Origin of the sequence: Asanoa siamensis, from assembly GCF_016862555.1 — a bacterium.
GTDB lineage: Bacteria > Actinomycetota > Actinomycetes > Mycobacteriales > Micromonosporaceae > Asanoa > Asanoa siamensis.
The window spans coordinates 96,567-109,215 of the sequence record NZ_BONE01000014.1 but is presented as its reverse complement, the minus strand read 5'-3'; the positions used below and the strand labels follow the sequence as shown (position 1 = coordinate 109,215).

At 69.8% G+C, this 12,649-nt stretch carries 13 protein-coding genes; 7 read left to right on the top strand and 6 right to left on the bottom strand.

Features of this window, described 5'->3' with window-relative positions:
- Positions 1 to 73: 73 nt before the first annotated feature.
- Both Asi02nite_RS11760 and Asi02nite_RS11755 read left to right on the top strand, forming a co-directional pair.
- Entirely contained in the window at positions 74 to 943 is an 870-nt protein-coding gene (locus Asi02nite_RS11760) for an alpha/beta fold hydrolase (protein ID WP_203712466.1), read from the top strand.
- Between the two features lie 87 nt (positions 944 to 1,030).
- Positions 1,031 to 2,926 carry an MSCRAMM family adhesin gene (locus Asi02nite_RS11755; RefSeq protein ID WP_203712465.1) on the top strand — a complete coding sequence of 632 codons (1,896 nt, stop codon included), beginning with the start codon at positions 1,031 to 1,033 and terminating at the stop codon, positions 2,924 to 2,926.
- Here Asi02nite_RS11755 and Asi02nite_RS11750 read toward each other — a convergent pair.
- The 3 genes from Asi02nite_RS11750 to Asi02nite_RS11740 are packed head-to-tail and all read right to left on the bottom strand — an operon-like array spanning position 2,923 to position 6,323.
- On the bottom strand, positions 2,923 to 4,230 hold the full coding sequence (locus Asi02nite_RS11750; RefSeq protein WP_203712463.1) for an ABC transporter substrate-binding protein: 1,308 nt from the start codon (positions 4,228 to 4,230) through the stop codon (positions 2,923 to 2,925). The genes Asi02nite_RS11755 and Asi02nite_RS11750 overlap by 4 nt on opposite strands.
- Before the next feature lie 30 nt (positions 4,231 to 4,260).
- On the bottom strand, positions 4,261 to 5,595 hold the full coding sequence (locus tag Asi02nite_RS11745) for an NPCBM/NEW2 domain-containing protein (protein ID WP_203712462.1): 1,335 nt from the start codon (positions 5,593 to 5,595) through the stop codon (positions 4,261 to 4,263).
- Positions 5,568 to 6,323, bottom strand: a complete 756-nt coding sequence (locus tag Asi02nite_RS11740; protein WP_203712461.1) for a glycoside hydrolase family 27 protein — start codon at positions 6,321 to 6,323, stop codon at positions 5,568 to 5,570. Before Asi02nite_RS11740 ends, Asi02nite_RS11745 begins: the two co-directional genes overlap by 28 nt.
- A gap of 94 nt (positions 6,324 to 6,417) precedes the next feature.
- Between Asi02nite_RS11740 and Asi02nite_RS11735 the strand changes: the two genes are divergently transcribed.
- Positions 6,418 to 7,299, top strand: a complete 882-nt coding sequence (locus Asi02nite_RS11735) for a carbohydrate ABC transporter permease (RefSeq protein ID WP_239126654.1) — start codon at positions 6,418 to 6,420, stop codon at positions 7,297 to 7,299.
- Entirely contained in the window at positions 7,296 to 8,111 is an 816-nt protein-coding gene (locus Asi02nite_RS11730) for a carbohydrate ABC transporter permease (protein WP_239126653.1), read from the top strand. Before Asi02nite_RS11735 ends, Asi02nite_RS11730 begins: the two co-directional genes overlap by 4 nt.
- On the opposite strand, the gene Asi02nite_RS11725 is transcribed toward Asi02nite_RS11730, so the two are convergent.
- Positions 8,108 to 8,584: a hypothetical protein gene (locus Asi02nite_RS11725; protein ID WP_203712459.1), complete on the bottom strand. Its 477-nt coding sequence runs from the start codon at positions 8,582 to 8,584 to the stop codon at positions 8,108 to 8,110. The two genes, Asi02nite_RS11730 and Asi02nite_RS11725, sit on opposite strands and share 4 nt — an antisense overlap.
- A 224-nt stretch (positions 8,585 to 8,808) precedes the next feature.
- Here Asi02nite_RS11725 and Asi02nite_RS11720 point away from each other — a divergent pair, with 224 nt between their 5' ends.
- The 3 genes from Asi02nite_RS11720 (at position 8,809) to Asi02nite_RS11710 (ending at position 11,926) form a co-directional block, all read left to right on the top strand.
- On the top strand, positions 8,809 to 10,479 hold the full coding sequence (locus tag Asi02nite_RS11720; RefSeq protein WP_203712458.1) for a purple acid phosphatase family protein: 1,671 nt from the start codon (positions 8,809 to 8,811) through the stop codon (positions 10,477 to 10,479).
- A gap of 62 nt (positions 10,480 to 10,541) precedes the next feature.
- Positions 10,542 to 11,147, top strand: coding sequence for a hypothetical protein (locus Asi02nite_RS11715; RefSeq protein WP_203712457.1), 606 nt, complete (start codon positions 10,542 to 10,544; stop codon positions 11,145 to 11,147).
- Positions 11,144 to 11,926, top strand: coding sequence for a nickel/cobalt transporter (locus Asi02nite_RS11710; protein ID WP_203712455.1), 783 nt, complete (start codon positions 11,144 to 11,146; stop codon positions 11,924 to 11,926). The genes Asi02nite_RS11715 and Asi02nite_RS11710 overlap by 4 nt, the downstream gene beginning before the upstream one ends.
- Here Asi02nite_RS11710 and Asi02nite_RS11705 read toward each other — a convergent pair.
- Entirely contained in the window at positions 11,923 to 12,237 is a 315-nt protein-coding gene (locus Asi02nite_RS11705; protein ID WP_203712453.1) for a hypothetical protein, read from the bottom strand. The two genes, Asi02nite_RS11710 and Asi02nite_RS11705, sit on opposite strands and share 4 nt — an antisense overlap.
- Positions 12,237 to 12,632, bottom strand: a complete 396-nt coding sequence (locus Asi02nite_RS11700) for a hypothetical protein (RefSeq protein ID WP_203712451.1) — start codon at positions 12,630 to 12,632, stop codon at positions 12,237 to 12,239. The genes Asi02nite_RS11705 and Asi02nite_RS11700 overlap by 1 nt, the downstream gene beginning before the upstream one ends.
- Positions 12,633 to 12,649 lie beyond the last annotated feature (17 nt).

The following is a 12,649-nucleotide window of genomic DNA, read 5'->3' as shown; positions in this document are numbered from 1 at the left end:
CCTAGCGCGCTCATCCAGCGCTCATCCGCCATCGGCACGCTGGTGAGGACCGACCAACGGAAGGAAACCACAGATGATTCCCGGCTTCACCGAGCGCCGCGTGACCGTCGACGACGGTGTCGCGCTGCACGTCGCGGTGGGCGGCAACGGCCGCCCGATCGTGCTGCTGCACGGCTTCCCGCAGACCCACCTGATGTGGCGGCACGTCGCCGCCGACCTGGCCGCCGATCACACGGTGATCTGCCCCGACCTGCGGGGGTACGGCGACAGCGACAAGCCCGCGGCCACCGATCCCGACACGTACTCGAAGCGGACCATGGCCGCCGACGTCGTCGCCCTGGCCCGCGCGCTCGGGCACGAACGGTTCGCCCTGGCCGGGCACGACCGGGGCGCGCTGGTCGCCTTCCGTGCCGGCCTCGACCACCCCGACGCGGTCACCCACCTGGCGTCCCTCGACGTGCTGCCGACCCTGGACATGTGGGACGTGCTGCACGGCGCCCAAGCCGCGGTCGCGTTCCACCTCTACCTGATGGCGCAGCCGCCGGGCCTGCCGGAACGCATGATCGCCGCGAGCGCCGACGAGTTCTTCGGCTCGTTCCTCGACGGGTGGGCGGGTGACGACAAGGCGATTCCCGCGGGCGTACGCGCGGCGTATCTGGACGCCTCCCGCGCCGCGGTGCCGTCGATCGTGGCGGACTACCGGGCGTCCGCGGGCATCGACGTCGAGCACGACCGGGCCGACCGGGAGGCGGGGCGGCGGCTCTCGATGCCGGTGACCGTGGTGCAGCAGGACTGGGGTGCGGCGCTCGGTTACGACGCGGCGGGCCTGTGGCGGGCCTGGGCGCCGGACCTGGTGCACCGGACCACGACGGCCGGGCATTTCATGGCCGAGGAGGCGCCGGCGGAGATCGTCAAAGCACTGCGTGACCTGCTGACCCGTTAGGGCGAAGCGCACACAGCGTCCGTCGTGCCCGGGCGGGGTCTCCCTCTACGGTGGACAGCGATGCCCGCAGGGAGGGAGGCACGTCCCGTGCACGAGCCGCCGCAGGAGTGGCCAGGGGAGCCGGTCGACGAGGACCCCCTGCCCACGGTCCACCGCCGGGTGATGCTGACCGACCTACCACCCAGCGGCCTGGCGGCCATCGCGCGCCGGCTCAAGCTCTCCCTGCCCGACCCCGCCCCCGACCCGGACCGGGATGGCGACCACGCGCCCGACCCGGCAGGCACCCACCTGCCAGACTCCGACCACGTAACGCACGCCGACCCGGAACGCGAGCCAGACCCTGAACCCGCGCGAGGTCCGGATCTTGGACGCATGCCCGACCCTGAACCTGCGCGGGGTGCGGATCTGGAAGGCATCCCGGATCCGGAACGGATGCGGGACAAAGATGTGGAAGGCGGGCCGGATCCGGAACGGATGCGGAACCCGGCTCTGGAAGGCGTGCCGGACTCGGAAGGGGCGCCCGATCGCGCTCTGGCCGGCGCGCCGGATCCGGAAATCCTACGAATCCCCGGTTTGGTGCGCGCGCAGGATCGCGAACGCGCGCTAGGCCCGGATCTGGATGGCGTGCGAGCCGCGGGAATCGTGCGCGGTCCCGGTTTCGTGAGCGTGCCGGCCCGCGAATCCGTGCCGGATCCTGACCCGGAAGGCCTGCCGGGCGCGGAGACGGTGCGGGGTTCCGGTTTGGTGCGCCCGCGGGATCGCGAACGCGTGCTGGACCTGGATCTGGAAGGCGCGCCGGACGCGGATGCCGTGCGGCGTCCCGGTTTGGTGCGCGTGCCGGACCCCGAAACCGTGCGGACTCCCGAGTTGGAGCACGTGCCGGACCCTCAACGCGTGCTGGACGCCGATTCGAAACGCGTTCCGGATCCCGAACGCGCGGCGGAGCCCGATCTGGATCACGCGCCTGATCCAGATCTGGAGCACGTGCCGGAAGCCGACCAAGAACACTTGCAGGAACGAGACCTGGGGCGGGTACTGGGAGCTGACCTGGAGTCTGTGCCGGAGCCGGACCTGGGCCGACCGACGGATCCGGACCTGGGCCGCCCTACGGAGCCCCGGCTGGGCCGCCCTACGGAGCCCCGGCTGGGCCGCCCTACGGAGCCCCGGCTGGGCCGCCCGGCGGAGCCCCGGCTGGGCCGCCCAACGGAAGCGGACCTTGGAGGCCCGACAAATCCGGACCCGGGCCAGGCAACGGAGCCCGGCGTATCCCGCGCGACGGAACGCGACCTGGACGGCGCGCCGGATCCGCAACTGGGCCGGGCAAGGGAGCCCGGCGTATCCCGCGCGAGAGAACTCGACCTGGGCGGCGCGACGGAGCGCGAGCTGGACGGCGCGACGGAGCCCGACCTGGGCCGCGCAACGGACCCCGACCTGAGCCGCCCAACAGAGTCCGAGCTGGGCGGCTCAACGGATCCCGAGCTAGACCGCGTGGTGCGACCAGGCTTGAACCGCGTGCCGGAAGCCGGCCCAGGCCGCCTCGCGGATACCGATGTGGGGCGCGGGCCGGAACGACTACAAGAGCCCGAGGCGGCGGAGGCCGGCCCGCATGCCGCGGGCGAGGCCGGCCCGGCGCCCGTCCTTGTCACGCCTGTGCCCGCCGACCTCGAGACCTTGGTGCACGAGCAGTTCGCGCGGGTCGTCGACGGGTCGGCCGAGCTGCCCGCTACCGGTGAGCTCTACGAACACCTGCACGCCAGTGGGCTGCGGCGGATCGATGCGTTCGCCTACCGGTTCGCGGACAGCCGGCCCGTCGTCGTGGTCCGGCCGTCCGCGGCACCTGAGGGCGCCCGCACGCAGCATCGCACCGTGCGTACCGGCAATGCGGTCTTCGGGTCCGTTGACGTCTGGTTCGCGGTGCCCATCGCGACCCTGCTCAACCCGCCCGAGGACCTGCACGAAGCGGTCTACTACGCCCTAAGCTAGTCGATGAAGATCGTCTTCTTTTGGCTCTCGATGCTCTTCAGGATGCTGGCCGCATCGCCCGGCTTGCGGATGAACTCCTGGAACGCCGGGATGATGACCGTCGACGCGAAGTCGGGTCGGGTGTCGCGGTCGAGGAACTGCGCGATGTTCTTCGCGCTGCCCACCAGCTCCGCCGACTTCTTCTGGATCGTCGTATAAGAGCTGGTGTCGGCCTTGCTGTTCGACGAGATGAACGGCTCACCCAGCCTGCTCGCCTGCGCCGCCGCGTCCACACTCGCCAGATAGGCCAACAGTTTCTTCGCCCCGCCAGCGTTCTTCGGCTCGGCGCTCATGCAGAAACCGTCGATCGGCGCATCAATCGCATCGGCGCCGACCGCCGGGTCGATCGCCGGGAAGGTGAACAGATCGACGTCCTCCCGCTCGTTCTGCGGGAACTGGTCGAGCAGGAACGTGCCGAGCAGATACATGCCGGCCTTCTTCTGCTGCAACGCCTGCGCGGCCTCCTGCCACGTGCGGCCCAGCGAGTCTGGCGCGTGCAGCGGCAGGAACGAGGCCCAGGTGTCGAACACCTTCCTGACCTCGGCGCTCTCCCACGATCCCTTGCCGGCCATCAGGTCGATGTGGAACTGGTAGCCGTTGACGCGCATGTTGAGGATGTCGAACGTGCCCATCGCCGGCCAGCCGTCCTTGTCGGCGAAGCTGATCGGCGTCAGGCCGTCGGCCTTCATCTTGGCGCCCAGCGTCATCAACTCGTCGAACGTCGTCGGCACCGTGTAGCCGCACTCCTGCCAGACGCTCTTGCGATAGAACAGGGCCCACGGGTAGTAGGACTGCGGCACGAAATACTGCTTCCCGTCGTCGCCCGTCGAGGCGGTCTTGAACGAGTCGTTGACCCCGTCGAGCGGCCACACGTCGCTGATGTCGCCGACGAGCCCGCGCCGCGCGAAGAAGCGCATCCGGTAGCCGGCGAACCAGGAGAACACGTCGTCGGGGCTGCCCTGCAGATAGTTGTTGATGTTCTCCTGGAACGTGTTGTGGTCGATCTCGTTGAGCTTCACCGTGTAGCCGGCGTTCTTCGACTGGAAGTCGGTGACCGCGGCCTGCCGCTGCTTGGCGAACGTCGAGCCGACCTCGTTGGAACCGAAGGTCACCTCGCCGCCGCCGGTGTCACCGCCCCCGTCGTCGTCGTCACCGCAGGCAACCAGCGCGGGGGCGGAGGCGAGGGCGGCCGCGCCGAGGAGCACGGACCGCCGGGGTACGGGCATCCCGAACAGCGCGGGTGCCGGTGAGATGGGGTCTTTCATCGGTGTCCTCCAAACGACGATGTGCAGAGGTCAGCAGAGAAGGCGGGCGTCGGCCCAGTCGGCGTGGTCGAAGTCGATGCCGTTGCCGCCGCCGCCGACGACGAGGCGCAGCGTGCTCCGGCCGGTCACGTCGACGTCGACCGGCACCGGGCCGGATGCGAGCGTCACGGCCGGGCTGGTGAAGACGGTGACGCCGTCGGCGAGCACCGTGAAGGTCACCCGGGCCGTGGCCGAGCCGACCTCGGCGTCGATGCCCGCGACCGCGGTGAACCGCTCGCAGCCGGCGACGGTGACGACCAGGTCGCTCGGCGCGTGGGTGCCGATGCCGCGCAGGTAGGACACGCCGCCGAGGGTGAGCACCGCGCCGTCGCCGGCCGCCTGCTCGCCGTTGGACTGGTCGCGTTCGGCCGGGCCCCAGCCGTTGCCGCCGCTGAACGACGGCGACGATCCCGTGCCGGGCGCGGTGCACGTCAGCGTCGCCGCACCCCAGTCGGCGTGGTCGTAGTTCGCGTTGTCGCGGGCGTCGGTGACGCGAAGCTCCAATGTGGTGTACCCGCCGGTCGCCACCCGCAGAGCCGTCGGCCCGTCGGCGGCCCGCTTGACGCCGCTGTAGGCGAGCAGCCGGCCGTCGCCGTACACCTGGAAACGCACCGACGCGGCCGCGTTGGTCACCTCGTCGTCGACGCCGACGGACGCGGAGAACAGCGGGCAGGCGCGGCCGAGATAGACGTGGACGGCGCTGTCCGCGTGGGCGCCGACGCCCTTCGCGTACGTCGTGCCGTTGATCGTCAGCGTGCCCCCGTCACCGGCGGCCTGCTCGCCGTTGGCCCGGTTGCGCTCGACCGGCCCCCAGAAGTTGCTCGACGCCAGCCAGGCGAGGTCGCCGACCTGGTGGGTGCCGGCGGCCGGCGCGGCGGCCAGGGCGCCGGACCGGTTGACGCGGAACATCGCGACGCCGTGCGCGGGCACGCTGGCCGACAGTGCGCCGGTCGACGTCGAGGTGGCCCCGGTCCAGAGGTTCCGCAGCGCGTAGCCGCTGGAACCGCCGAGGCCGACCTCCGCCGCGGACGACGTGATCGTGGCCGTCGTCGCGGAGCGGTTGAACAGCACGACCGCCGCGCCGCCGTCGCTCATCGGCTTGGCCCAGACCTCGGTCTCGCCGAAGTCGCGGACCTTGCGGCCCTGGGACCCGCCCCAGTCCTGGTTGACCGCGACCACCTCGGCGTTGCGGATGATCGCCAGCGTCTGCGCCGACATCGACCGCAGGTCGTTGCCGAGCAGCAGCGGCGCGTTGAGCAGGGCCCAGAGGCTGAAGTGCGCGGTGTATTCCGTGTTGGTCATGCCGCCGTTGCCGACCTCGAGCATGTCGGGGTGTTGAAGCCGTTGTTGCGCGCGAACGGCTCGAGCCCGACCTGCTGGTCGAGCAGCGAGAGCACGCTGCCCCAGGTGTCGGTGATGTCGCCGGTCGTGCGCCACAGGCTGCCGCCGACCTGCGGGGCGAAGACCCACGGATCGGCCAGGCCCCAGTTGCAGATGCTGTAGACGATCGCCCGCCCGGACGCCTTCAGCGCGTCGCCCATCGCTTTGTAGCGGGCCAGATCCGGCCTGCCCTGGTTGTTGCAGTTGTCGTACTTGAGGAGGTCGACCTCCCACGCGGCGAACGTGTTGGCGTCGATCACCTCGTGGTCGAGGCTGCCGGGCAGCCCCTGACAGGTCGCGGTGCCGGCGGACTCGTAGATGCCGAGCTTGAGCCCGCGCGCGTGCACGTAGTCGGCCAGCGCCTTGATGCCCGACGGGAACCGCGTCGGGTGCGGCTGCAGCCGGCCCTGGGCGTCGCGGGTCGACGCCATCCAGCAATCGTCGATGTTGACGTAGCGGTAGCCGAGGTCGTCGAGGTCGTTCGCGACGATCGCGTCGGCCGTCTGCCGGATCAGCGTCTCGTCGATGTCACAGCCGAACCGGTTCCAGCTGTTCCACCCCATCGGTGGCGCGGTGATCGGCACGACGGGGGTGGCCGCGACGGCGGGCGAGGGGATGGCGAGCGCGGCGCCGGCGAGCAGCAGGGCGGCGGCGAGCGACAGCGGCTTTCGCATGATCAGCACCAATCTTCGTGCCGCTACAACGTGACGTCAGTAAATATCGACGGTTACGATCATGCAAGGGGGTCGATCTTTCATAGGAGGCCCGATGCGTAGCCCGAGACGGCTGACGGTCCGCGATCGGGCCGTCGTCGCGCTGATGATCGGCGTACCGCTGCTGTTCGTGATCCTGCTCGTCTGGTTGCCGGCGCTCGCCTCGGTGGCGCTGTCGTTCTCCCGCTGGGAGGGGTTCGGCGGGCTCGGCTCGATCGACTGGATCGGGTTCGAGAACTACCAGAACATCGCCACGATCTATCCGCCGTTCTGGCCGGCGATCTGGCACAACCTGATCTGGGTGGGCTTCCTGTTCCTGATCCCGACACCGCTCGGGATGTTCCTGGCGGTCCTCCTGGACAAGGAGATCCGCGGCAGCCGCTTCTACCAGACCGCGTTCTACCTGCCGGTCATCCTCTCGCTCGCGCTGACGGGCTTCATCGGGCAGCTCATCTACTCGCGCGACCAGGGGTTGCTCAACGCGGTGCTCGGCACCGAGATCGACTGGTACGGCGACCCGAACGTCAACCTGTGGGCGGTGCTGGTGGCCACCGCCTGGAAGCACACCGGCTACATCATGCTGATCTACCTGGCCGGTCTGAAGGCGGTCGACCCGGGGCTGCGCGAGGCGGCGCGGGTCGACGGCGCCAGCGAGACGCGGACGTACTTCTCGGTGATCTTCCCGGTCATGCGACCCATCAACCTGATCGTCCTGGTGATCACCATCATCGAGTCGCTGCGGGCGTTCGACATCGTCTGGATCGTCAACAAGGGCCGCAACGGGCTCGAGGTGATCGCGGCCCTGGTCGCGCAGAACATCATCGGCGAGGCCAGCCGGATCGGCTTCGGGTCGGCGCTGGCCACCATCATGCTGCTGATCTCGTCGATCTACGTCGTCGTCCACCTGCGCGCGACCACGAGGGAGGACGACCGGTGAGACCCCGTCTGATCCTGCACGCGTTCCTCGCCGTGATGGCGCTCGGCTGGCTCGTCCCGCTGCTGTGGGGCCTGTTCAACTCGTTGCGGGACTACGGCTACACGGGTACGCACGGCTACTTCTCGTTCGGCGGCTTCACCTTCGACAACTACGTCGACGCCTGGGAGCGCGCGGAGTTCGGCGAGAAGTTCCTCAACTCGATCTACATCACCGTGCCGGCCGTACTCGTGACGCTCTTCCTCGCCTCCTGCGCCGCGTTCGTGCTCGCCCGCTTCAGCTTCACGCTCAACCTCACCCTGCTGGGCATCTTCGTGGCCGCGAACCTGCTGCCGCCGCAGGCGCTGCTCATCCCGGTCTACCGCGCGTTCCGCGAGCTGGAGCTGCTCGACAGCTACACCGGCGTCGTGCTCATCAACACCGCGTTCCAGCTCGGGTTCTGCACGCTGGTGCTGAGCAACTACATGAAGACCATCCCCCACGAGTTGTACGAGTCGGCGGAGGTCGACGGTGCCGGGGTGACGCGGCAGTTCTTCACGCTGACCCTGCCGCTGGTGCGGCCGGCGCTGGCCGCGCTGACCACACTGCAGGTGACCTGGATCTACAACGAGTTCTTCTGGCCCACGGTGCTGATCACCGACGGCGACAAGTTCCCGATCACCAGCTCCCTGAACAACCTGCGGGGCGAGTTCTTCACCGACTACAACCTGCTCTCGGCCGGTTCCATCATCGTGGCGCTGCCGACCCTGATCGTGTTCTTCGTGCTGCAGCGGCACTTCGTGAGCGGGCTGACGCTGGGTTCGACGAAGGGTTAACGGCCCGCCAGCGGGAGGACCGAGTCGGGCAGGCGGCCCGACGGGCGGTAGACCACGCACATGATGACGCGGTCGCCGTCGGCCCACGTCTCGGCGGTCGGCAGCGTGGGGTAGTAGTCGAGGCCGTCCCGCCCCGCGCCCTTCCACAGCTTGTCGAACACCTGACCGCAGCGGTCCCAGGCGAGCGCGGCGACGCTCGGGCGGTCGAAGTCGCCGTCGGGGGCGTACACGAAGTTGTAGGCCTGGTTGTCGGCACCGTCCGCGCACGGCACGTAGACGACGACGCGGTCGTCGGCCCGGCGGTCGTACTCCGGATCGTCGAAGCACTCGGTCAGCTCGATGCTGAGCAGGCCGGTGGTCTCGGCGTCGAGGAAGGCGTCGGTCTTCTTGACGGGCGCGTCCGGCGGCGTGGCGAACAGTGTCCCGAGCGCCAGCACCGTGGCCGCCACCCCGACCCAGCGGAGAACAGGCACCCGGGGACCGTAGGCGCTCTTGCTGGCGGCCGGACCAACGCCGGATGTCGGGCCGGCTGCGCCCGGATGGCCGCGTACCCAGCGGACTATCAGCTGATCTCCAGTTCACTCGGACGCAACGTCGAAGTCCGATGGGCGTCGCCCTGCTTTGGCTGAATGCGCGTTGTCCCACCGCCACCCCTGTCGGCGGGACAACCAGAGATTCCCTGAGGGGGGAAACAAAGTTGAGTGAGGTCAAGAGGCCTTGGAACTCGGGCCGTCGGCGCGCGGCGATCGCGGCCATCGGTGCCGCGGCGCTGTTCGCCGGTGGTCTCGCGTTCGGCCCGGCCGCGTTCGGTGACGCCGCCCCGACGAAGTTCCCGGCCGCCGAGCGCTACAAGCCGACCCCGGTGCCGGACCGCGTCATCCTGATCCCGACCGACAAGCCCGCCACCAGCCAGCGCGTCTCGTGGCGCGCCGAGGCGTCCGCCGAGTGGGCGCAGGCGCAGTTCCTCGAGGCGCCCAAGGCCCTCGGCGACGTCGCCCCGGCTGCCGGCGCGGTCACCACCGTGAAGGCGATCGCCAACACGCCCGTCAACACCTCGCTGGGGTACGCCTCCACGTACCACACCGTCGAGTTCACCGGCCTGAAGCCGGCGACGCGGTACACGTACCGCGTCGGCGACGGCACCAACTGGAGCGAGTGGATCGACTTCACCACCGCCGCCGAGGGCTTCGAGCCGTTCTCGTTCATCTACTACGGTGACGCGCAGAACTACATCGACAGCGCCGTGCCGCGCGTGTTCCGCCAGGCGTTCGCCGACCGGCCGCAGGCCAAGCTGATCGTCAACGCCGGTGACCTCATCGACTCCGCGAACAGCGAGGAGCAGTGGGGTCAGTGGTACAACGCCGGCAGCTTCATCGACGGCCAGATCAACAACATCTCGATCACCGGTAACCACGAGTACAGCGGCAGCAACCTGTCGTCGTTCTGGGCGCCGCAGTTCCCGTACCCGGAGAACGGCCCGGCGTGGGGCGACCAGGCCGCGCTCAAGTCGACCGCGTACTACACCGACTACCAGGGTGTGCGGTTCATCGGGCTGAACACCAACGTCCAGAGCATCCCCGAGGTCATGGCCGCGCAGACCGCGTGGCTCGAGGGCCTGCTCAAGGACAACCCGAACAAGTGGACCGTGGTGACCTTCCACCACCCCGTCTACTCGACCGCCGAGGGCCGCAACAACCCGATCATCCGGGACCAGTGGGGTCCGCTGTTCGAGAAGTACGGCGTCGACCTGGTGCTCCAGGGCCACGACCACACGTACGGCCGCGGCAGCACGACCGCCTCGAAGCAGTCGGCGACCGTGCACAACAGCACCGTGTACGCGGTGTCCGTCTCCGGCGGCAAGATGTACGACGTCGACGGTTCCGTGTGGACCGACAACGGCGCCGACATCATGGCCAAGGCCGAGGACAGCCAGCTCTACCAGATGATCGACGTCAAGGGTGACTCGCTGACCTACGAGGCCCGCTTCGCCAACGGCAAGCACTTCGACGGCGTGGTCGTCCGCAAGAACGACGCGGGCGAGCGGACGGTCAACGAGTGGCGTACGCCCGAGACCACCACGGGTGAGCACGTCATCGTCAGCACGACGGCCCCGAAGGCCGGTTCGAAGCTGGCCGTCACCGGCTACGGGTACGACCCGGGCGAGTCGGTCGACGTCTACCTGCGCAAGACCAGCACCGCCGAGGGCAAGCCCGGCATCCTGATCGCCACGAAGAAGGCCGACGAGCTGGGCCGGTTGGACTACACGTTCACCCTGCCGGCGAGCGCGACCGGTGGCAGCCAGCACACCGTCTACCTGGAGAGCCGCACCCAGCAGATCTCCAGCCCGGTGATCACCGTCAAGAAGTAGTTGTTCCCGGTGCGGGCCGGCCTTTCGCGGCCGGCCCGCACTCCTGGTTTGAGGAGCACCCGTTGAGACGGTTGGCACTCGGCGCGCTGGTCGCGCTCGCCGTCGTCGGTCTGGCCGGAACGCCGGCCGCCGCGCACCCGTTCGGCCCGCCCTCGACGGCGAAGGTCACCGCGCGTGGCTCGTCGCTGACCCTGGTCTGGCACGCGGCCGAGGACGACTGGGTGGCGTTGGGCCAGTCGGTCGGCGCGTTCGACGACCCGGCCACGGACGTGACGGGCGAGCAGAAGCTGCAGCGGTCGCCGGCGGTCCGCGACTACCTGCTGGCCCGGATGACCGTGCGGCAGGCCGGTGTCGCCTGCCCGGGCACGGTCGGTGAGCTGAAGGACCTGCTGTCGACGGGCGCGACGCTCACCTACGAGTGCCCGGCGACGGTCGCTTCGGTGCGGATCAAGCTGGCCGCGCTGATGGACCTGAACGAGGCGTACCGCACCGTCCTGGTCGGCGACTCGGAGGCGATGTTCACGGTGGCGTCGCCGGAGCAGGACCTGGTGCTGCACGGCTCGTCCCGCCCGGCGGCCGTCGTACCCATGGCGATCGGCACCGCTGTCGTGGTCCTGCTCGCCGCTGTTCTCTGGTTCTTCCTGCGCCGCCGGCGGCGGTCCGCGTGACGGGCCTGGAGGGGCTGGACAACCGGCTCATCGCATTGTTCGACGGCGGCACGGTCTTCTGGGTGCTGCTGCTGGTGTCGCTGGGCGTGGGCGCGGCCCACGCGGTGGCGCCGGGCCACGGCAAGACCATCACGGCGGCCTACCTGGTGGGTACGCACGGCCGCTACCGCGACGCCCTGCGCCTCGGCGTGATCGTCGCGGTGATGCACACGTTCTCGGTGCTGGTGCTGGCTTTGGTCTGGGTGGGCCTGAGCGTCTCGGCGAGCATCGGCACGAAGTCGGTGACGGCCTGGATGCAGGTGGCGGCGGGCGTGGTCGTGATCGCGGTCGGCGGCCGGTTGGCCTGGCGCCAGATCCGCCGGCGGGCCCACGCACACGCGCACGCGCACTCGCATTCCCACGGCCATTCCCACTCGCATTCGCATGACCACTCGCACGAGGTGGACGAGGCGACGGACCCGTGGTCCCGCCGGGGTTTGGTGGCCCTGGCCCTCTCGGGCGGCCTGCTCCCCTCGCCGTCGGCGTTCCTGCTGCTGGTCAGCGGTTTGCTCACGGGCCGCTCGGTCGACGCACTGATCCTGGTCCTGTCCTTCGGCGTCGGCATGGCGGTGACCTTGACGGCGGTCGGCGTGGTGACGGTCCGCGGCTTCACGGCCCTGGCCAACCGAACCCGCAAGTGGTCGGCACTGGCGGCCTGGACCCCGGCGATAGCGGGTGTAGCGGTCGCCACCGCGGGCTGCCTCTACGTGGTAGCGGCGGTCTCGACCCTGACGGCCTAGCGGCCGCCACCCTCGACGAGGGCGAGATACCGCTCGCCCTCCTGCCAGGCTTCGGCGCTCGACAGCACCTGGGGATCGAGGGGCCCGTCGACGACGGCGGCACCGGGCCAGGCAAGCCGATAGATCCCGACGGCGCCACCGGCGAGCACACCCCGAGCGACCCGCCTGGCGACCTCGACCGCGTCGTCATCCGCGAGCCCGAAGGACGACCCCCGCAACAACCAGACCAACTCGTAGAGCCCGACGGCCCCGAAGTCATGCAGATGATCCCGAACCTCGCCGGCCAACCACACCTCGGCCTCGGACGTCATCACGCGCCTCCGGGAAGCGTCGGGTTGCCACGCGACGGCACCTTGGTCGTCCTGCCGTTCTGAGACACCTCAGCGTAAGGACCGTGGGTCAATGGATCCGGTCGATTTCCGGCAGTATATCCGGGCATGATCCGGATCTGCCGTCCGGCGTTGCCGGGGTCCTCGAACACCGTCCCGCCGCCGCGCTTGCTCGGCCGGGAGGACCAGTTCGCGGGGATCGCCGCCCGGATATCGGCGGCGCTCCTGCCGCGCAGTGCGGCTGGGTCGAACGTCTTCGGGTTGGCGAAATCCAGCTTGGACAGTGGTTGGGCCGCCTCGCGTTTTCCGCAGCCCGCGCGGCGCGCCTTCGACTTCCGCAGGAACGCCAGGGCGGCGCGGATGAGCCCTTTGCCCACCGCGCCGGACCCTCTGG

Coding starts and splice junctions, on each gene's coding strand:
- Asi02nite_RS11705 (WP_203712453.1), bottom strand. CDS start 12,237: ATGACGTCCGAGGCCGAGGTGTGGTTGGCCGGCGAGGTTCGGGATCAT.
- Asi02nite_RS11760 (WP_203712466.1), top strand. CDS start 74: ATGATTCCCGGCTTCACCGAGCGCCGCGTGACCGTCGACGACGGTGTC.
- Asi02nite_RS11745 (WP_203712462.1), bottom strand. CDS start 5,595: ATGCTCGAGGTCGGCAACGGCGGCATGACCAACACGGAATACACCGCG.
- Asi02nite_RS11740 (WP_203712461.1), bottom strand. CDS start 6,323: ATGCGAAAGCCGCTGTCGCTCGCCGCCGCCCTGCTGCTCGCCGGCGCC.
- Asi02nite_RS11750 (WP_203712463.1), bottom strand. CDS start 4,230: ATGAAAGACCCCATCTCACCGGCACCCGCGCTGTTCGGGATGCCCGTA.
- Asi02nite_RS11735 (WP_239126654.1), top strand. CDS start 6,418: ATGCGTAGCCCGAGACGGCTGACGGTCCGCGATCGGGCCGTCGTCGCG.